The organism is Paenibacillus sp. FSL K6-1330, assembly GCF_037976825.1.
GTDB lineage: Bacteria > Bacillota > Bacilli > Paenibacillales > Paenibacillaceae > Paenibacillus_AQ.
Map to the genome: position 1 here is coordinate 411,811 of NZ_CP150269.1, position 20,861 is coordinate 432,671.

Here is a 20,861-nt window from a genome sequence, read left to right on the forward strand (position 1 = left end):
ACAAGTTCGCGAGCAAAGAGGGGAGTGGCGGATGAGAGTTCGAGCCATCTGGAAACGAAGCTTGTTAGCCGTCCTATGCGGAGTGCTTGGCTGGGCCACACTGCTGCTGTTGCCTGATGGAAGCTTCGCGCCGCTAGCGGCAACGGACGCGGCAGTTAAGACTGTCTCTCCAGAGGAAGCCTTCGAGGGGAAGGAGGGCTCGTACGCCCGCTATCTTCAGGACCATGCAGACGAGCGTCTTCCCTCAGACGAGATACGGATTGAAGCAGAGCGGCAGCCGATCAGTGGTTCCGGCGCTGTCGTTGCCATGGAGCGCGAGGGGGCAGAAGGAAGCGCCGCTCTGTCCGGAGAGAGCGGCGAGATCAGCTGGGACGTCGACATCGAAGAGGGCGGCCTCTATCATCTCTACGTGCGCTATTACCCAATGGAAGGCCGAAGCGAGGCGATTGAGAGGGCGCTGCTCATCGACGGTCAGCTTCCGTTTACCGAAGCAGAGCGGTTGCTGTTTCCACGTGCTTGGGGCAACAAGGAGGAGCGCATCCGGCAGGATGCGAACGGAAACGACATGAGGCCGTCCCAGGTGGAAATCCCGGCATGGGAGGAGGTGGCGCTCTCCGATGCGGACGGCTATTATGAGGAACCTTACCGGTTTTATTTTGCCAAGGGAAAGCACAGGATTACACTCCGCTCCGTACGGGAGCCGATGCTGGTCGATTATTTGGTACTGCGCCCGGTCAAGGAAATACCCGCTTACGCCGACCTGCGGGCATCGTACGAGCGGCTCGGATACGGCAAACCGGCGGAAGGTACCTTGATCTCCGTGCAAGGTGAAGACGCTGCGGTCAAATCGAGCCCGACCTTGTATCCGCTTGCTGACCGGTCCAGCCCCGCCACCGAGCCGTTTCATCCAAAGGAAATCCGGCTGAATACGATTGGCGGCAACAATTGGCGCATCCCGGGACAATCCATTACGTGGACGTTCGAAGCGCCACAGGATGGACTGTACAAGATCGCCGTGAAGTATAGGCAGCATTTTGTCCAGTCCCTCGAAGTTTCACGGCGGCTCAAGATCGACGGCCAGGTTCCCTTCGCAGAAGCAAACCGTATCGGCTTCAAGCCGGGCGGTGGGTGGCAGATGATGCAGCTGGGCAATCCTGAAGAGCCTTATCTGTTCTATTTGACGAAAGGAAAGCACAGGCTATCGCTCGAAGTGACATTGGGCGAAATGACGCAGCATATCCGCAGCGTCGAGCAAGCCGTGCTGGAGCTGAACCAGCTGTACCGTAAAATCATTATGATTACTGGCGGGTCCCCTGACCCGTTCCGCGATTATGAGCTGCAGAAGCGGATTCCCGAGCTGCACGAGACATTCGAGGCGGAGGGCCGACGTCTTCAAGGCGTGATCGGAAGCATGGAGCAGCTGTACGGAGGCAAGGGTGAGCGGATGGCGGTGTTGAATATGGTCGCCTTTCAGCTGCTAGATCTGGCGGAAGACCCGGAATCGATCGCCAAGCGTCTGGATGCGTTCAAATCCAATATCGTCGCCTTGGGGACGTGGATGTTGACGGCGAAGGAACTGCCTTTGGAAATTGATTATTTGATCGTCGCTTCAGAAGAAGCCCGGCTTCCGCAAGCGGACGTATCGTGGCTGGTTAATGCGGAACACGGCGTCCGGCAGTTCCTTCTGTCGTTTTTCACCGATTACGATGCAGTCGGCGCGACCGACGAGGAGGCGGAGGCGGTAGACGTCTGGGTTACAGGGGGGCGGGATCAGGCCCAACTGATCAAATCGATGATCGACACCTCATTCACCCCGCAGACTGGCATTCCCGTCAATTTGCGGCTAGTCGACCCGGCGGTGCTGCTTCCAGCGACGCTGGCCGGCTCCGGGCCTGATGTGGCGCTCGCGTCTAGCAATGTCATCGATTTCGCCATGCGTGGCGCTTTGCAGGACCTGTCGGTCTTTGACTCGTTCCAGCATGTGAAGCAACGGTTTGCAGCCAGCGCGTTCGTCCCGTTCGAGTACGAAGGCGGGGTGTACGCTATCCCGGAGCAGCAGACGTTTCCGATGCTGTTCTACCGAAAAGACGTGCTGGAAGAGATCGGCGCAGAGGTGCCGCAGACATGGGAGGAAATGTATGCGCTTATCCCGGTGCTGAACAAGCGACAGCTGTCGATCGGATTGACGCCGGATGTGACAATGGACATTCTGTTGTACCAGAACGGCGGCTCGTATTACAAGGACGGAGGCAAGGTGTCGGGATTGGATGCAGAGGAAGCATTGTTGGCTTTCAAGCGGTGGACGGATCTATATGTCAACTACAAGGCACCGCAGCAATTCGATTTCATCAACCGGTTCCGCATCGGAGAGATGCCGGTGGGCATCGCGGACTACACAACCTACAATTCACTGGTCGTCTTCGCTCCGGAAATCCGCGGCTTATGGGCTTTCGCTCCTGTCCCGGGAACACCGGAAAGCGAAGGCGCAATCCATCGCGAAAGCGCGTCCGTCACGCTCGGCTCGGTCATGTTCAAGCGTGCGAAGAATAAGGAGAACGCCTGGGCGTTCATCGACTGGTGGACCGGCAAGGAAGCCCAGCTGACGTTCGGCCGGGAGCTGGAGGCGCTCATGGGCGCTGCAGCGCGGTATCCGACGGCCAATCTGGAGGCGCTGCGGGAGCTGCCTTGGCCAGCTGACGATTTTGAGCGGCTGATGGAGCAGCTGGAATGGGTACGCGGTGTTCCGGACGTGCCCGGTGGCTACTTCACGAAGCGCCATCTGAACAATGCGTTTTTCGAGGTGCTGAACAAAGGGGCCAATCCGCGCGAGACGCTGAAGGATTACGCGCGGACGATCAACCAGGAAATTACGGTCAAACGTCGCGAATTTCATTTGCCAACGGATTAGAGAGGAGGATGCATCATAAGCGTACTGTCTAAACAGACGAAGGCAGGCGCGGCGCCGTTTCGGACGGAGCGTCCGACTCGATTCCGCAGGCTGCTGCTCGAGTTGAAGGCGAGCCGGAAGGATTATATGATGCTGGCGCCGTTCTTCGCCATCTTCTTCACATTTACGGTCCTGCCTGTTCTCATGTCTATGCTGCTCAGCCTGACGGATTTCAATATGCTGGCGTTCCCGAACTGGGTCGGGCTTAACAACTATGCCCGTTTGTTTATTAACGACGAAGTGTTCCTCATTGCGGTGAAGAATACGATCCTGCTCGCGACGATTACCGGCCCGATCAGCTATCTGGCCTGTTTTGTCCTGGCCTGGCTGATCAACGAAGTGTCGCCGAAGATCCGCGCCTTCGTCACGCTTGTGTTCTACGCCCCGTCCTTGTCGGGCAACGCCTTTATCGTCTGGAAGCTGCTGTTTGCGAATGATTCCTACGGCTTCATCAATGCCTTCCTGCTGCGCAACCGTATCATTATGGAGCCCATATTGTGGCTGTCCGACATCAACTACATCCTGCCGATTCTGATCATCGTGCAGCTTTGGCTCAGTCTGGGCACAAGTTTTCTGGCGTTCATCGCAGGACTGCAGGGGATGGACAAAACGCTGTTCGAAGCCGGCGCAATCGACGGCATCCGTAACCGTTGGCAAGAGCTGTGGTATATCACACTCCCGTCAATGCGTCCGCAGCTTATGTTTGGCGCGGTTATCCAAATTACAGCTTCATTCGCAATTGCCGAGGTTTCGACCCAGATCGCCGGGTTTCCGAGCGTGCAGTACGCAGGCCACACCATCGTCACCCATCTGGACGATTATGGCGGTATCCGGTACGAGATGGGTTATGCATCGGCGATCGCGACCGTGCTGTTCGCCTTGATGCTGGGCTCCAATTTGCTTGTTCAAAGACTGCTCAAGAAAGTCGGTGAATAAAGTTGGCGACGATACGGATTCGACGTAATCGAAGATGGAACCGTTCGCTTGCCGTCGACCTTCTGCTGTTTCTGGCGCTTGCTGGCGTCGGCGCCTTTATGGTGCTGCCGCTGCTGTTTGTCGTCAGCAACGCGTTTAAGCCACTCGACGAGATCTTCCGGTTCCCGCCGAGGTTTTTCGTCCGGTACCCGACGCTGCGAAACTTTACGGAATTATATTATTTGCTGTCCTCATTCTGGGTGCCATATACGCGCTATATATTCAACACTGTCTTTATCGCGGTCGTCGGCACGGCGGGCCATGTCATACTGGCGTCTTTGGCCGCTTACCCGCTGGCCAAACGCCGCTTCCGGGGGCGAGGCGCGCTTTTTACCATCGTTGTCCTTTCCCTCATGTTTTCCGGGCATGTGACAGCCATTCCCAACTACATGACGATGTCGTGGCTCGGCCTGCTGGACAGCTATTGGGCGGTCATCATCCCGGCGCTCGGCTCTTCGCTCGGACTGTTCCTGATGAAGCAGTTTATGGAGCAAATGGTACCGGACGCGCTGCTTGAGGCAGCCCGCATCGACGGCTGCAGCGAGTATCGGATCTTATGGCGGGTTGTGATGCCGATCGTCAAACCGGCCTGGATGACGCTCATCATTTTCTCCTTCCAAGGGTTGTGGGGCGCGGGCGGCACCGGCAAAATCTACATCTACAGCGAACAGCTCAAGACACTCGATCATGCGCTCGGGCAAATATTGGCGGGCGGCATCGTGCGCACGGGACCCTCGATGGCTGCAACGCTGCTCATGATCTCAGTGCCGATTGCGATCTTCATTATCTCGCAGAGCAACGTTATCCAAACGATGTCGACATCCGGTATGAAAGATTGAGAGGGGGGGGGACAAAAGGAATGAATCGGATATGGCTGCCGCTTCTCGTTATGCTTGTCCTTGCTCTGGCATCGCCCCCGCTAGCCGATGCGGCTCCCTATTACGGCTATCATTACTCCTCTGACGGAGAGGCCGTTCCGGCTCCGCTGCCGTATATGCCGGATAAGGTCATCTATGGCTCGACTGTGAATGCGGAGGCCTTCAATAATCCGGAGGATCTGTTTGTCGGGCCGGACAGGCGCGTCTATATCGCGGATACGGGCAACGACCGCGTTGTCGTGGTGGACGAAAATTGGCGGCTCGTCCGGATTATCGATTCCTTCCAGCGCGAAGGCAAGGCCGATGCGTTCAATAAGCCGCAAGGCGTCTTCGTCGACAAGGAGCATCATATTCACGTGGCAGACACGCAGAATGGGCGGATCGTCGAGCTGGACGGGGAAGGGAAGCTCGTGCGTATCGTAGGGCCGCCTGAGTCCGAGACGCTTCGCGCGGATTTTAAATTTTTGCCAACAAAGCTGGCACTCGACTCTGCGGGGCGGCTGTTCGCGGTCAGTCAGGGGGTGTTCGACGGCATCGTAGAATTTGATGCGAATGGGGCTTTCAGCGGCTTTTTTGGCAAAAATCCGGTCCGCTTCAACGCGGCAGACCTGTTCTGGAAGCAGCTCGCGACCGATGCGCAGCGCCGGCAAATGGCGCTGTACGTCCCGATCGAATTCAACAATCTGGCTATCGACGCCGAACAATTCGTCTATGCGACGGCAACGGAGAACCGAACTACGATTGATATGGTGAAGCGACTCAATCCATCGGGTATCAACGTTCTAAGGCAGGATGGCATGATCCCGGTTATGGGAGATTTGCGCTCGACGCGTTCCGGCAGCTTCGGTGGCAGCTCTACGCTGATCTCCATCGATGTTGACGCCGACCAGATCTACCTGGTACTGGACTCCAAGCGAGGCCGCACATTCGCCTACGATTATGACGGGAATCTGCTGTTCCAGTTCGGCCAAATCGGCGATAAGGTCGGCAATTTCCGCGGGCCGGCGGATGTAGCCTGGTTCGGACGGGACATTCTCGTGCTCGACCGCGCACTGAACAGGCTTACGTTGTTCAAGCCGACACGCTACGGCTCGCTTATGCTTGATGCGGCATCGGCTTACTACAATGGCAAGGAAGAGCAAGCGGCAAGGCTGTGGCGCGAAGCGAGCAAGCTTAACGGCAATCTTGAGCTTGCCCATATCGGCATAGGGAAGGCCCAACTGGAGGAGGGGAACTACGAAGCGGCGATGGCGAGTTTCAAGTTCGGCGATTCGCGCCCGTATTTTTCCAAGGCGTTCGCCGGCTACCGCAAAGCGTTCCTGTGGAACAACTTTGCCTGGCTGTTTGCTTGCCTCGCCGCTACCATCGCGGTCTTTGTCCTCGTCAAGCGTTTCGCGCCAAAGCGATCATCGGATGACGAGTATGGGCCAGTCCGCACCGCGCTGCTTACGACCGTCAGACCGTTCAAGCAGTTCTGGGAATTGAAATATGAAGGGAAGGGTAGGCTCTGGGTCGCGTTGACTATCGTCGCGCTAGTCGGCTTCATCTTTGTCCTGCGCGCCTTCTACTCCGGCTATCTCGTCTCGGGCGGGCATTGGGAACGGATCAACAGTGTGAAGGAATTCGCCTTCATCGTTATACCGTTTCTGGTCTGGTGCGTGGCCAACTGGTCGCTGACGACGCTTATGGACGGAGAAGGGACGTTCAAGGAGATCGTTATCGCGAGCGGTTATGCCATGCTGCCGTTGCTGCTGGCCAGCACGCTGCAGCTGGCTTTCGGCTGGATGATTACCTTGCAGGAGTTGAGCTTCTACTCGTTATTTGGAACGATCGGCGTACTGTGGTTTGCCGGTCTGCTGTTCGTGGCCACGCTGACGGTGCATCAGTACACGCCGCTAAAGACTGTCGTGACGATGGTTTTGACGGTCGTAGTTATTGCCATCATCGTTTTTTTGGCCCTATTGGTGTTTAGCTTGATTCAGCAACTGGTTGTCTTTATTTTGACGGTCTACCAGGAATTATCATTACGGATATGAGGGGAGATGCGCTTGATGCGAATGAGCATGCTTTGGCGACGGTTCGTTATCATCACGGCCGGGGTTTCGGCGCTTGCGCTTGTGGCCGCCGTTGTCTTGTCTTCGCTGTCCGCGCCGGACGACCCGGCTGCCGTAATTGCTGAAGCGGAAACCCGGCTCGAGGCGAGCCGAACGGCGGCAGCCGCTTCGGCGCCCGCGCTCCCCTGGATTCAGGATCGGGGCGCCGTTCCGGATGGGATGGAGAAGGCGGCCGAAAACGGCCGGCTGACGCTGTTCATGGACCGGCAGACGACGTCGTTTGCCGTCAGGCACAAGGAAAGCGGCCGATTGTGGTACTCCAACCCCACGAGCCGCGAATCGGACCCAATCGCGTCAGGAGTGCATAAAGATCGGCTGTCATCCCTGTTTTTCCTGTCCTACTTGCTGGATACGGGCCAGGAGCAGGAGTACGACAGCTATGCGGACAGTGTCGCGCTTGGACAGTTCGAAACGGAGCCGATCGAGAACGGGGTGAAGGTGACGTATACGGTCGGTCAGGTCGTCCGCGGGATTGAGTCTATACCGCGAGTGATGACCGGGAGTCGTTTCGAGGAGCGGATTATCAGCCGATTGTCGGACGAACGGGCCGTAAGCGAGATGAAAAAGCGGTTCAAATATGAAGCAGACCGCGATGTGTATACGCGGCGGGAGTTGCCCAGTTTGGCGGTGTCTGCCGTGCTCGACATTTTAGATCAGGTCGGATACGGGGAGGAGGATCTGGCTTACGACGATGAAGAGAATGGTCTGGAGCCGGAAGCGGGCTCCGGACGGCCGCGATTTTCGATTCCGGTCGAATACAGGCTCGACGGGGAGCAGTTTGTCGTGCGCATTGATGCAGGAGCGATTGAGAAAACGGGGACAATGCCGCTGCATACCATAACGCTGCTGGAGTTTTTCGGGGCGGCCGATTCATTGCAGTCCGGTTACATGTTCGTCCCCGACGGGTCAGGAGCGCTGATACGGCTGAACAACGGGCGGACCGTCGAACCGCCGTACCTCGCTCCGGTGTACGGAGAGGACGGAGCGATCGCCAGGGATGAGAAGCTGGCGGAGCATGAGACGGTCCGACTGCCTGTATTTGGGCTGAAGGCGGGTGACGCGGCTTGGCTTGGCATCATTGAGCAGGGTGACGCGATTGCATCCATCAAGGCTGACATCGCCGGCAGGCTGAACGGCTATAACTATATTGCTCCATCATTCACGCTAGCGAGCAGGGATAAGGTGATCATCGCCGGAAACTCGGCGACAAGCACGAATCCGGTTCACCAGAAAACGCCGTACGGAGGGGACATCGTTGTTCGTTACGGATTTCTGGCGGGTGACAAGGCAGACTACTCCGGGATGGCAGCTTTGTATCGCGACTATCTGGCCGAACATAACCGGCTGCGGAGGCTGGAACCTGCGGCGGACACTCCGTTCGTGCTCGAGCTCGTCGGCGGGATGGAAACGCGCAAATCGATGCTGGGCGTGCCGTATGATGCGGTCACGCCGCTGACGACGCTCGATCAGGCGCTGGAGGTGCTTGCCGACTTGCGCAAAGAACAGGTAACAGCCGTCAAGCTGCGTTATATGGGCTGGTTTAACGGCGGGACTCAACATCGTTACCCGTCGCGGGTGGTGGTTTGTGAAGAGATTGGCGGACGGGCGACATTTACCGAGTTCGCGCAGAAGCTGCACGGACAGGGCGTCAGGTTCTATCCGGACGCGGCCTTCCTGAACGTTTATACGGACGGTCACGGATTCCGCGCTGGACGCGATGCGATCAAATACATGTCGCAGAAGATTGCGAGCGTGTACCGTGTCGACAGGCCAAGCTTCATCCTCGATGGGGAGTCCTTCTCCCACTACCCGCTGTCTCCTGTCCGGCTTCCTGCGGTTGTCCGCAGCTTCACCAAGGCAGTGAAGCCGCTCGGCATCGGCGGACTGTCGCTGCGGGATTTGGGCGACACGCTCTATTCCGACTTCGACCAGAAGAAGCCGGCAGACCGGCAGCAGAGCGCAGCGATCGTCGAATCTCAGCTGATTGAGCTGTCCGCGGACTTTCCGGATCTGATGGCGAGCGGCGGCAACGCTTATTTGCTGCCGTATGCGCAGACGATCGTGAATGCGCCTGCAGCTTCGAGCGGATTTAACCTGGAGGACGAATCGGTCCCTTTTTATCAGATGGTTCTTCACGGTTACGCGGATTTGGCCGGCCTGCCGTTCAACCAGGCGGACGACCAGTCTGCCCGAAAAAATATTTTGAAGGCGATTGAGACGGGTTCAAACGTTTACTATCGCTGGGTGTACAGCATGCCGTCCGAGCTGAAGTCTCCCGCAGCCCGCGAACTGTATGCGGCCGGCTATGCGGACTGGGTCGAGGAAGCAGCCGCAGCCTACAAGGAAGTGAACGAGGCATTGAAGCCGGTCCGGCACCTGCGAATCTCCCGGCACGAGAAGCTGTCTGAAGGAGTCTACCGGACCACGTATGAGGACGGCACGGCAATTACGGTCAATTACAACGACAAACCGGTTTCACCGGGCGGCTATGCCGTCGGTGCGCTAAGCTATCGGATAGGAGGGAAGTGACATGCGTCATGTCCGTTTCACTCTTCAGCGCAAGAGTGTGCTGATGGGCATGCTGTTTACGCTGCCGTGGCTGATCGGATTCATTTTCCTCTTTGCTGTCCCGCTGGCCCAATCTTTTCAATTCAGCCTGCATGAGCTCAAGCTGGGGGAAAGCGGCCTAGAGCTTGAATATTTGGGTTGGGACAACTACAAGAACGCCTTCTACGTCCATGCGACGTTCAACCGAATACTGACCGAGTCGGTCATCGGAATGGCTGTGAACGTACCGCTTATCATCTTTTTCAGCCTGTTTATCGCCACCGTGCTGAACCAGAGGTTCAGGGGCCGGTCGATCGCGCGCATGATTTTCTTCCTGCCGGTTATCGTGTCCACCGGCGTCATCTCCAGCCTGGGATGGGCCGATTACATGTCACAGGCGATCGGGCAGACGCTCGCTGAGGGCGGCTTCAGCAGTCTCGGCAGCTTCGAGCTGAAAGGCATCCTGTACGATATGGGCATGAACCGGGGGCTCGTCAATTATTTGGCGGACGCAGTCGATCGAATCTATGACATCATCAGCTCGTCCGGCGTGCAAATTCTCATTTTTTTGGCAGGGCTACAGTCGATCCCCCCGTCTCTCTATGAGGCATCGCGAATCGAGGGCGCCACAGGGTACGAGAATTTCTGGAAAATTACATTTCCGATGATGGCGCCGCTCATCCTGACCAACGTGATCTATACGATCATCGACTCGTTCCTGAACAGCCGGATGGCCAGCCTACTGAAGGAAACGTCGTTCAAGCTGTTTGATTTCGGCTTGAGCGCTGCAATGTCCTGGATCTATTTCGGCGTCATCGTGCTGCTGCTTGGTTTGTTCACGGCCGTCATTTCACGCAGGGCGTTTTATTACGATTCATAGCGCTGGCTGCCGAATCGGAGCTGCTGTGAGCTTTAGCCAGCGTGGAAGCTTGAACGGTGCTTGAAGGGAGCTTCCGCAGCTACACTATATTTGGAGGAGGGGCATCATGCTTGTAACAGCCGCCGGCAAAATCAAGGCTTGGTCATGGGCATTGTTCCGCACAGTCCTCGTGATGGGCATCGGCTATGTCATCTTGTATCCGATCCTGTTGAAAATTTCACTTGCCCTTCGGGGAAAAGAAGATATTTACGATCAAACGATCATTTGGTTTCCGAAGCATGCCACCCTCGACAATCTGGCGTTCGTGCTAGACAAAATGAATTACATGGATGCGCTGCTCAATACAATCGGCATCTCGGCCATGGCTGCCGTCCTGCAGACGGCTTCCTGCGCCCTGGCGGGTTACGGCTTCGGGCGCTTGAAGTATCCTGGGCAAGGCCTCCTATTTATGCTCGTTGTCTTCACGATCATCGTCCCGCCGCAGACGATTATGATTCCGACGTACATGCATTTTCGGTATTTCGATCCGTTGGGGCTTGTAGAGCTGTTTACCGGCAGACCGGGTGTCAGCCTGCTTGATACCCATTGGCCGTTTGTCTTGTCGTCCATTACGGCGACGGGGCTAAAAAACGGGCTTTACATTTATATTTTCAAGCAATTTTTCCGCTCACTTCCCGGAGAACTAGAGGAGGCCGCTCTCGTGGACGGCGCAGGTATATTCAAAACTTTCTATCGGGTTATGCTGCCGAACGCGATGCCGGCGATCATCACCGTCGTGTTGTTCTCATTCGTCTGGCAGTATAACGATTCATTCTACGTTTCGATGTATTTGACGGATACAAAAGTGCTGTCGATGCAGCTTGCGTCTTTGCCCGGTTTGCTGGCTGCGGACTCGCCCGAATATATGCTGACCTCTATTCGGTTGAATGCGGGCACCGTACTGGTGATCATTCCGTTGATGATCTTCTACTTGTTCTTGCAGAAGCATTTCGTCGAAGGAGTCGAACGCTCGGGCATCGTCGGCTGATCGAATGTCATGATGGATACACCCACCGTATTCCGGCTCTGAATGTCGGGTCCAGAATTTATAGGGAGGTAATCTGATGTTTACGAAAAAAAATGGATTTATACTCACGATCATTACCGTCATGCTGTTTACCCTTACTCCAAGTGCACTGGCCCAAGAAGAAACTGAAACACCAAGGAATCTGGCGGCTGAATCAAGCTATCAGTTCTCCGCGGCTCCGAATGAAAGTTACCCTGACTCCGGAAACGAGTTGACCGATGGGGTATACGAGCCTTTGGAATATGTGAATCCCGGCTGGCAGGGACATCTTCGCGGTATCACAAGAGAAGTGGTGTTCGATTTGCAGGATTTCAAATCCATTAACGCCATCAAAGCGCATTTTATGCAGGACAGCAATGCGGGAATATTTTATCCCGTAACGGTTTCGATGTACGTCTCCGATGATGGCCAAAACTGGGGGACGCTGGCACATCGAAATACACAAATTCCATTGTGGGAGCCGGGACCGGCAACCGAACAGTTCTATATATGGGACGCAGCAGCGGACGGATTGCCGCATCCGAACAAGAACGCTTCATCGGCATATGCGCGTTATGTAAAAATTACGTTTACGACGCAAACGTGGACATTCCTCGATGAAATTGAAATTTGGGGCAAGGACGGCAAAGCGAAGCATGCGGTTCGGATCAAGCATGAAGAGCCGGCTTATTTGGAACCGGGCAAAGATACGAACGGCATCCGCGATCTTGTGTTGCTGTACAATGGCTGGTATCCAAACGGAGAAGGCATTTGGACGAAAGATAAAATTATCCCGTACATTAGTTATGTCGACCAGCAAGGTGAACCGACCGATTGGTTTTATGATGGCGTCCTTTACCTTGGTTTGCTGACCCCAGGCGGGGAACGAAACTTTGGCAGCACGGCTTTATTTGAAGATTGGCAGTGGTACTTGGACACCACGTTTGGCGCGGACGGCGACATGAAGCATTTGAACGATGCGACTGCAGAAGTCGGTCAAAAACTCGGCGATCCAAAGCACCGTACGAAAGTCGTGCTGATGATTCCTAACCCGGACACCGCTACGACGGATTTTGGCGACGTTGATGGCGATGGCATTTCGGAGAACTTCAATCCCGACCAGGTAGGCGCGGAAGCGGCTCTCCATAACAGACAAAAAGCAGTAAGCTGGTATATGGATCAAGTTAAACAAAGATGGTCAGCGGCGGGCTACTCCAATCTCGAATTGTCTGGCATGTACTGGCTCGCCGAAAGCGCGTGGCTCGGTGAACAATTTGATGAACCGTTGATCCGGTATACGAGCGATCTTGTCCATAGCAATCACAAGCAGAAGTTTTTCTGGATTCCGCATTTTTACGCAAACGGCAGCTTCGCTAAGGAACAGCTTGGCTTTGACGCCGTGGCTCTGCAGCCGAATCATTTCTTCAACGAAACAGAAGCGACGCGTCTCGAGGATGCGGCCGGGCTTGCCCGCCAGTATGGGATCGGCGTTGAATTTGAAACGGATGAACGGATGAATACCGATCAGGAGATGCGCAAGCGATTCATCGAATATTTGAATGGCGGCGTCGATTACGGATATATGACCCGTGCCTTCAAAGCTTATTATCAAGGCAATACTTCCCTTCTGGACAGCTCAAGAAGCAGCGATCCGACCGTGCGTTCGAATTATGACTTTATGTATCAATTCGTAAAGGGTACTTATGTGAAGCAAACGGTGCCCGATCCGGCGGAATGAGCGTTGATTTCATACGATACGTTATCAATTTGCTCATCCCACTCTCATATCACGCTCGGCTTGATCAAGTGTCGTCAATATTGCAGCTTTGAGATGCACGCCTGAAGTGATGGTTCAAAAAATCATTAGAAAAGAGGTTGGTTGCATGATGGTATGCACCCTCCAAACCTTGTTTCATCGTCACAAGCGGGTCCGTATTGCAGTTGTTGTTGCTGTTTGCAATGCAGCGGTGAAGCTGCTGGCCGGGTTCAGCACTCCAGCATTAGCTAAAGCAAACGTTACAAGTGCGGTGCATGAGGAAACGGTTGATCTGAAGGTTATGACCTTCAACATTTGGCTTGGGGGAGGCGTTGTGTCTTTCGATCAAACCGCCGAGGCGATCCGGACAGCCGGAGCCGATATCGTCGGCATCCAGGAGCCAGGTGGCAATCTTGCCGCGCTTGCGCAAAAGCTCGGTTTTTATTATGCCGAAGGCCATAACATCATGAGTCGGTTTCCCATTATCAACGCACACCAGCGAGAGTATGTTTACATCGAGGTCAGGCCGGGCAAAGTGGTTGCGATGAGCAACGTGCATCTGTCTGCGTATCCGTACGGGCCTTATGACATACGGGACGGGAAATCTATACATGATGTGCTGAGCAACGAAAAAAAATATCATATGGCGGAGATGAAGAGTCGGTTCGAAGTGCTGCCGAACCTTGCGAGCCGCGGACTATCGGTATTTCTTACGGGCGATTTTAACGTGCCGTCCCACCTCGACTGGACGAATGCAACAAAAAGCAATCATTTTGGCGTTTCAATCCAATGGCCCGTGTCTGCGAAGCTGCAACAGTTGAATTTCCGCGACTCATACCGTGAAATTCGCTCGAATCCGGTTAAGCATCCTGCCAATACGTGGACGCCGGGGGAAAACGGACAAATCGGCACGAATGAAGTACATGACCGCATCGATTTTGTGTATGCGTCGGGACCATCGACTACGCTTGGCAGCAAAATCGTCGGCGAAAACGGGCCCTATTCGGATATTGTGCTTGCGCCTTGGCCGTCCGATCATCGTGCAATTGTCTCCACATTCCGCGCGCAGCTCGCTCCGACCCCCCATTTGTCGGACAGAGTAACGATATGTACGGATAAGCCGGCATATGCTCAAGAAGAAACTGTGCTCGTAACATATACGAGCGCATCGGGCAGCAAGGATTGGATCGGCATTTACCAGGAAGGCATAATTCCGGGTATCAGCAATCCGTCGATCGTTTGGAAGTATGCAAGCGAAGGGCAGCAGCCGAACGGGACGATCAGCTTCGACTCCTTGAGCCTATCGGCCGGAACTTACGATGCCATACTGCTCGCCGACGACGGATATACTGAATTGGCGCGAACGACATTTACAATCGGGTCGAACGCAGGGCGATGAAATGGTGCAGAACACTTACGTTGCATTGAGCTGTTCCAAGGTTTCTCGAACTGGAACGTCGATAATCTAAGCTTTATTGCCCTCATCTTGATTACCACGGAGTAACTTACTCTTGTTGCCACGGACAAAACACCTTCAAGATTGTTTCCATATCTGACGATATGGTTGCATTTACTTGAAGGTGTTTTTATTTGTCTCATTCCCTGGGGCCAGTCCTACTGTGTATTCCTGCACTTACTGCAGATCGTGGACGTATGCTGCAGGCGAATCCGGAAAAATAGAACTTGACGGACAAATGAGAACTAGGCAAACAGAAAAGGGGTGCATTATGATAGGACATATTAGTCATAAGAGAACTGCCATTGACGAAGGGGGACTGAGGGACATTATGTTCAGATCGACATCCTGGCGCATATTTGTGATAAGCGGCATCTTTTTTGCAATGACCATCATACCGCTCTCGTTGTTTCTGGCCAACCGATTTTCGCATTACGCTTATTCCCAGATGGGAACGTTTAATCAGGACCGCATCAACGAAATGGCGGAGCGGGTCGAGTACATCCTGGCTAAGCTGAAATGGTACAGTCTGACCATGTACGAAGACCGTACCGTGCAAAACTGGATGTATGCTTCCGCCGACGATCTGCTGCAAAATGCCAGCGCGATGGGGGTGTTGACTAAATATTTATCTAACGAACCTTATATTGAAACCGCTTACTTATTTAGCTTTCGCAAACGTGAGGTGATCGACTCCAAAGTTGGGTTGATTCCGTTCGAGGAATTTGCCGATCAGCCGATGCTGCAGCGAATTGAGCGTACTCCCGGGGCCTTCCTGCGTTATTTTGACCACCAGATAGGAAATAAATCGTATTTGGCTCTTCAGCTACCCTCGACTCCTGTGCAGAAAAACCGCGATGGGTATCTTGTTGTCCTGTTCGACAAGAAGGAGCTCCAGAAGCATTTGATCTCAAGCGGTGAAAGAGCGGATACGCTGCTTACTATTGTGGATGATCGAGGAAAATGGATTCTGGGGGAACAGGATGAGCGGCTTGAGGAGACCATCTATAACATCCAACCGGGAGTGAAGGAAGGTTCATTCGAGTTGAACAGAGCGGGAGGGGCAGCGTTCGTCAACTACGCCCGAATGGAATCGTCGGAGTGGACTATTATATCTGTCACTGAAATGAAACAATTTCGCGAAAAGGCAGGGGCATTTAAAACCGTCATCATCGCCTGCTCGCTGCTGCTGCTCATCGCGCTGCTTCTGGTCGCCTATTGGAATTCGCGCCGTTTCGTCGGACCATTCCGTCGGCTGGCGGATCAACTGCAGCGGAAGCTAGGCGTGAAGGGGGAGAACGATTACGGCGTCATCGAGCAGGGCGTCGTTATGCTTCGCGATCATTATCCGCTGATCAAGACCGAATATTTGCGGCAATGGCTGTTGCAGGGCAGGCTGACTGACGGCGCCAGAGCGGCGATTGTCCGCGAATCTTGCCTGCTTGACTATGAGTGGCTTCGATTGGCTGTTATCAAGATCGACTCCTATTATGAGATATCCGAGCGGTATGATTTCGTCTCTCGCAAGCTGCTCAAGTATGCAATCGGCAATATCGCAGAGGAGCTGCTGGGCACACCTGAACGGCCGATCGAGGTGGTCGATTTTGGGACCGACCATCTGGTCGTGCTGGTTGGCACTGTTAGCTCCCTCCCTGATCCCGAGTTGACTAAAGAGCTGAAGGAGCTTAGTCGTCAAGTCACCCGTCACGTAAAGCTGGACGTGACGATCGCCGAAAGCTCAGCGCGGCGTGTGCATGATGATTTACGCAAAGTATACGACGATATGAACGAGCTGACATTATTCAAGTTTGTCAGTGGTGATGACAAAATCTACGTTGAACAAGACTTTGAGCGGTATGCCGATTTACAAGCGCCGATCGACTCCGCCGTGCAAGAAAGCTTGATCCAGACGATTCGCAGCGGCAAAGAGGAGAAGGTGCTGGCCATGCTGGAGGGGGTGTTCACGCGCCTGCAGACGATGAAGTATACCGAGTGCCAATTCCAATTGAAGCTGCTTCTGTTTGCGATCGTCAAGTCGTTCAGCAAAATGATGTCTATTCAGAGTGTTGAAGGGATTGAGCGCCATTTGAGGCAGTTCGCCACGCTTACCGAGGTCCGCGAATGGCTGAAGGACGAGACTGGGCGGATTATCCGGCAACTTAGCGACCAAAAGGGATTCAGTCGCAAGGAAAAGCTGATTGGGGAAATCATCGAGTATGTCCGCTATCATACCCATGACCCGATGCTGTCGGTAGATGATATCGCTGACCATATCGCTTTGTCGGCCAAATACGTCCGGCAACTGTTTCACGAACAATATGGCATGCCTCTATCGAATTTCATCTTGAACGAGCGGCTCGGAAAGGTTAAGGAGCTGCTGGAGCAGACCAGCATGCAGATCACCGAGATTGCAGAGCAGTCCGGTTTTCAGACGAAAAGCCACTTTTTCACCGCATTTAAGAAAGCGACCGGCATGACGCCAAGCCAATACCGCGACAGTAAGGCGAGCGAGCGGTTGGAGCGGACGACGCGGCAGATGGGCGGGAACTCTGCGAATTAGCAGGCGGGGTGGCGGCGATTGAGAACTGGCCAGACCAATAACAACCGGCGAACGCTCGCGATTTTAGCCACGCGAGAACCCAATCCGGCCAATGAGAACTAGGCAAGCCGCGCCGTGAATGCTACGATGGCTCCGTTCGAATCCTGCAAGCCCACAAGAAAGGAGGGACGCTTTTTGGAGCGACGGAAAAGGTTCGGGTGGCCGATTGTGCGTGAGCTGTCGCGGAACCGGTATTTGTACTTGCTTGCGCTGCCCGGCATTGCGTTTTTGGTCGTATTCGCGTATATGCCCATGCTGGGGCATCTGCTTGCCTTCCAGAATTACCGGCTATCGGATGGAATATGGGGGAGCGAATGGGTTGGATTTAAAAACTTCGAGTTTTTCTTCAATGGGAAAGACTGGCTACGGGTGACGCTGAATACCGTTTTCCTGAATGCGCTGTTTCTTCTATCCGGCCTCGGCAGCGCGGTCGTGCTGGCGATCTTCCTGAACGAAATCCGAAACAGGCTGTTCAAGCGAATCACGCAATCCTTTATTTTTTTACCGTATTTTATTTCATGGCTTGTCGTCAGCATGATGGCCTTGACGCTATTCAGCACATCGGAGGGACTGATTAACCGCGCGCTTGTCGCCCTTGGCTACGAAGGAGTGGACTGGTATTTGTCGCCTGGCGTATGGCCGTATATCTTAACCATGATTAGCGCCTGGAAGATGGCCGGATATAATTCCATTATTTTTTTGGCCGTCATTACGGGCATCTCCGCAGAATATTATGAGAGCGCCCGAATTGAAGGTGCGAGCCGGATGCAACAGATGCTCTACATAACGCTGCCGTTGATGCGGCCGACGGTGATGGTATTGGCGCTGCTTGGCATTGGCCGTATTTTTTACGGCGATTTTGGCATGATTTACGCGATTATCGGAGATAACGGCGTACTCTTTCCGACGACAGATGTCATCGATACGTATGCATTTCGGGCGCTGCGGCAGCTGGGTAATTTCAGCATGTCGTCTGCCGTCATCGTGTACCAGTCCTGCATGGGGCTCGTCACGATTCTGATCTTCAATGCGATCGCGCGCAGGGTGGACGCGGATTCAAGACTATTCTAAAAGGGTTCGGCGAAACGGGCAGTGGCCCGGTTCGCCGGGTCATGTAAGGTGTGATCGACATGAGAGAACGGTTGTTTCTTATTCTGATGTACGCGGTGCTGGGCGCGTTTGCGCTGTTTTGCTTCATTCCGTTCTGGATTGTGTTCATCAACTCGTTCGCTGATGAATCGCTTCTGCAGACGGCGGGGTACCAGTTGCTGCCGAGCAAATTCAGTCTCCATGCGTACAAATTTCTGCTCTCCGGCAAGCAGGTGTTTCTAAGCTACGGCATCACGATTATCGTGACGATCGCCGGCACGGCGCTGGGTGTCCTTTTGACAGCTGCCTATGCGTACACGCTGAGCCACCGGAAAGTGAAATATCGCAACATTTTATCGTTTCTGACCTTCCTGACGATGCTGTTCGGTGCAGGGCTGGTCGGCTTCTACATGCTGATTGCCAACTGGCTGCACCTGAAAGACTCGGTTTGGGCGCTTATTTTGCCCTATCTGCTTAATCCGTTCTATGCCTTCATTCTTGTCTCCTACTACCGGACGCTGCCGTATGAATTGAATGAAGCTGCGACTGTGGACGGAGCCAATGATATCTTTATTTTCTTTCGGATCATCTGGCCGATTTCGCTGCCTGTAATCGCCACGGTGAGCCTGTTCTACGCACTGCAATATTGGAACGACTGGTATTTGTCATTGCTGTTTATCGACAATTACAAGATGCTGCCGCTGCAGATGATGATACGCCAGCTTATGTCCAATTTGAATGTTATGGCTTATGTGAGCGGGAGCCAGACGCAGTACAACGTCGTCGTGCCGACCTATGGCATGCAGCTGGCGATCGTCTGCGTTACCATCGGCCCGATCGTGTTCGTCTATCCCTTCATACAGCGCTTCTTTATTAAAGGTTTGACACTTGGATCGGTAAAAGGGTAGAGCGGCAAGCGGGAAGCGCGTTTGACCGGTTCGAGCTTTCGAGTGCTGCCGTTTTCGAACCGGCCCATCCGCCTTTTTTTCTATTTTTTGAAACAGGGGGAATGAACAATGAAAAGACTCTTGTCCATCGCGCTCGTGTTATTGATCGCGCTTGTCGCGATTGCAGGTTGTTCGGGCAAGAACGAAGGGGAAGGGAAGACGCCCGGACCGTCGGGTCAGACCGGAGATGGCGTGAGCGGTGACGCCAAACTTGAAGAGGTCACCTTGAAAATCATGATTCCTGGCGACCGGCCGCCGGATATGGATTTAGTCATCGCCGAAGCAGAGAAGCGAATGAAGGATACGATCAATGTCAAGCTTGATATCGTGTTCGTGCCTTGGTCCGATCTGGCGCAAAAGACACAGGTGACGCTCGCTTCCGGCGAAAACATCGATCTTATCTTTGATGCGCCATGGCTGCACATCAACCAAATGATTGCAAGCGGTTTCTATGAACCGCTGGATGACCTGTTGGCCCAGTACGGCCAAACGGTGCTGGAGAAACGGCCGCAGCAAATGTGGGACTACAACAAATACGGCGGCAAAATTATGGCCGTCCCGCTCGGCGTCAGCTACATGTCCGGCAATTCCTACATGGTGCGCAAAGACATTCGCGAGAAGCTCGGCATACCGCCGATCAAGACGTATGATGAACTGATTGCATTCGCCTACAAGGTGAAGGAACAGAAGAAAGACATCATTCCGATGAGCGCAGGTTCTTACACGTATTCATTCGTCAATCACCATGCGCTGAACGATTACGAAACTCATGTCAGGCCGACCCACGCGCTCGGCAACAGCTTGATGCTCTACTATAAGAACAACGACGGGAAAGTATACAATTTGCTGGAGGATCGGGAACCGATCGGAACGTGGCTGGCGAACACGCACAAATGGTTTAAAGACGGACTGATTTTCAAGGACATTTTGACGACGAAAGATTTCCACCAACCGATCTCGGCAGGCAAAATAGCAATCGTCACAAACGGCGCGTTCGGTATCGGCGATTCCTTCAAGAACACATTTAAGAACAATGTACCGGACGGCGAGCTGGAAACGGTCACCTTCTTTAACCCGGAAAAAGGCGCGAATCTCACCAATTTTAAGCAGTGGAATTTCCTGGCTGTTCCGAAGGTAAGCAAAAACAAGGAGCGGGCGATTATGTTCCTGAACTGGGCGAATGAGAAGGAAAACTACGACCTGCTCTCTTACGGAATTGAAGGGAAGCATTGGGAAGCGGCAGGAGAAGACAAAATGAAAAACCTGGATACATCCGGCTACTCTGCATTCGGCTATGTCTGGCTATGGAATCCGGTCGATGAGCGCAGTGTTGTGGGTGGCGATCCGAAGAATGATGAAATGGATGCCGTGCTTCGCGATGCCGATATGTTCACCACCGATATTTTGGCCGGTTTCGAATTTGATAGTGCCCCGGTGCAAAACGAAATCAGCCAGTACAATACAGTCGATGGACAATACTACACGGCGCTGTTCAACGGGGTGATCGATCCGGACGAAACATTGAAAAAATTCGAAGCGGAAGCTGGCCCTGCCCTCAAAAAAATTCAGCAGGAACTGCAAAAGCAAATCGATGAGTTCCTGGCGGCAAAAGCGAAATAGACCAGAAT

13 protein-coding genes are annotated in these 20,861 nt (G+C 54.0%); all 13 read left to right on the plus strand.

What is annotated here, in order from left to right; translation table 11 throughout:
• Window positions 1-31 precede the first annotated feature (31 nt).
• Window positions 32-2,908 (plus strand): extracellular solute-binding protein, encoded by a 2,877-nt coding sequence (locus tag NYE54_RS01885; RefSeq protein WP_339269601.1) that lies wholly within the window; start codon window positions 32-34, stop codon window positions 2,906-2,908.
• Between the two features lie 24 nt (window positions 2,909-2,932).
• The gene (locus NYE54_RS01890; protein WP_339273363.1) at window positions 2,933-3,883 is read left to right on the plus strand and encodes a sugar ABC transporter permease; all 951 of its coding nucleotides are present in this window, start codon (window positions 2,933-2,935) and stop codon (window positions 3,881-3,883) included.
• Between the two features lie 2 nt (window positions 3,884-3,885).
• Window positions 3,886-4,761: a carbohydrate ABC transporter permease gene (locus NYE54_RS01895; RefSeq protein WP_339269602.1), complete on the plus strand. Its 876-nt coding sequence runs from the start codon at window positions 3,886-3,888 to the stop codon at window positions 4,759-4,761.
• Window positions 4,758-6,836, plus strand: coding sequence for a YIP1 family protein (locus NYE54_RS01900; RefSeq protein WP_339269604.1), 2,079 nt, complete (start codon window positions 4,758-4,760; stop codon window positions 6,834-6,836). The genes NYE54_RS01895 and NYE54_RS01900 overlap by 4 nt, the downstream gene beginning before the upstream one ends.
• Window positions 6,837-6,851: 15 nt before the next feature.
• Window positions 6,852-9,443, plus strand: coding sequence for a DUF5696 domain-containing protein (locus NYE54_RS01905; RefSeq protein ID WP_339269606.1), 2,592 nt, complete (start codon window positions 6,852-6,854; stop codon window positions 9,441-9,443).
• Window position 9,444: 1 nt separating this feature from the next.
• Window positions 9,445-10,341 (plus strand): sugar ABC transporter permease, encoded by an 897-nt coding sequence (locus tag NYE54_RS01910; RefSeq protein ID WP_339269608.1) that lies wholly within the window; start codon window positions 9,445-9,447, stop codon window positions 10,339-10,341.
• A gap of 106 nt (window positions 10,342-10,447) precedes the next feature.
• Window positions 10,448-11,368, plus strand: coding sequence for a carbohydrate ABC transporter permease (locus NYE54_RS01915; protein ID WP_339269610.1), 921 nt, complete (start codon window positions 10,448-10,450; stop codon window positions 11,366-11,368).
• Between the two features lie 76 nt (window positions 11,369-11,444).
• Window positions 11,445-13,124 (plus strand): DUF4855 domain-containing protein, encoded by a 1,680-nt coding sequence (locus NYE54_RS01920; RefSeq protein ID WP_339269612.1) that lies wholly within the window; start codon window positions 11,445-11,447, stop codon window positions 13,122-13,124.
• Window positions 13,125-13,269: 145 nt separating this feature from the next.
• Window positions 13,270-14,541 (plus strand): endonuclease/exonuclease/phosphatase family protein, encoded by a 1,272-nt coding sequence (locus tag NYE54_RS01925; RefSeq protein WP_339269613.1) that lies wholly within the window; start codon window positions 13,270-13,272, stop codon window positions 14,539-14,541.
• A gap of 388 nt (window positions 14,542-14,929) precedes the next feature.
• Window positions 14,930-17,158 carry an AraC family transcriptional regulator gene (locus tag NYE54_RS01930; protein WP_339269614.1) on the plus strand — a complete coding sequence of 743 codons (2,229 nt, stop codon included), beginning with the start codon at window positions 14,930-14,932 and terminating at the stop codon, window positions 17,156-17,158.
• Between the two features lie 174 nt (window positions 17,159-17,332).
• Window positions 17,333-18,268, plus strand: coding sequence for an ABC transporter permease subunit (locus NYE54_RS01935; protein ID WP_339269616.1), 936 nt, complete (start codon window positions 17,333-17,335; stop codon window positions 18,266-18,268).
• Window positions 18,269-18,327: 59 nt separating this feature from the next.
• Window positions 18,328-19,194 carry a carbohydrate ABC transporter permease gene (locus NYE54_RS01940; RefSeq protein WP_339269618.1) on the plus strand — a complete coding sequence of 289 codons (867 nt, stop codon included), beginning with the start codon at window positions 18,328-18,330 and terminating at the stop codon, window positions 19,192-19,194.
• 108 nt (window positions 19,195-19,302) lie between these two features.
• Entirely contained in the window at window positions 19,303-20,853 is a 1,551-nt protein-coding gene (locus NYE54_RS01945; RefSeq protein WP_339269620.1) for an extracellular solute-binding protein, read from the plus strand.
• Window positions 20,854-20,861: the final 8 nt, after the last annotated feature.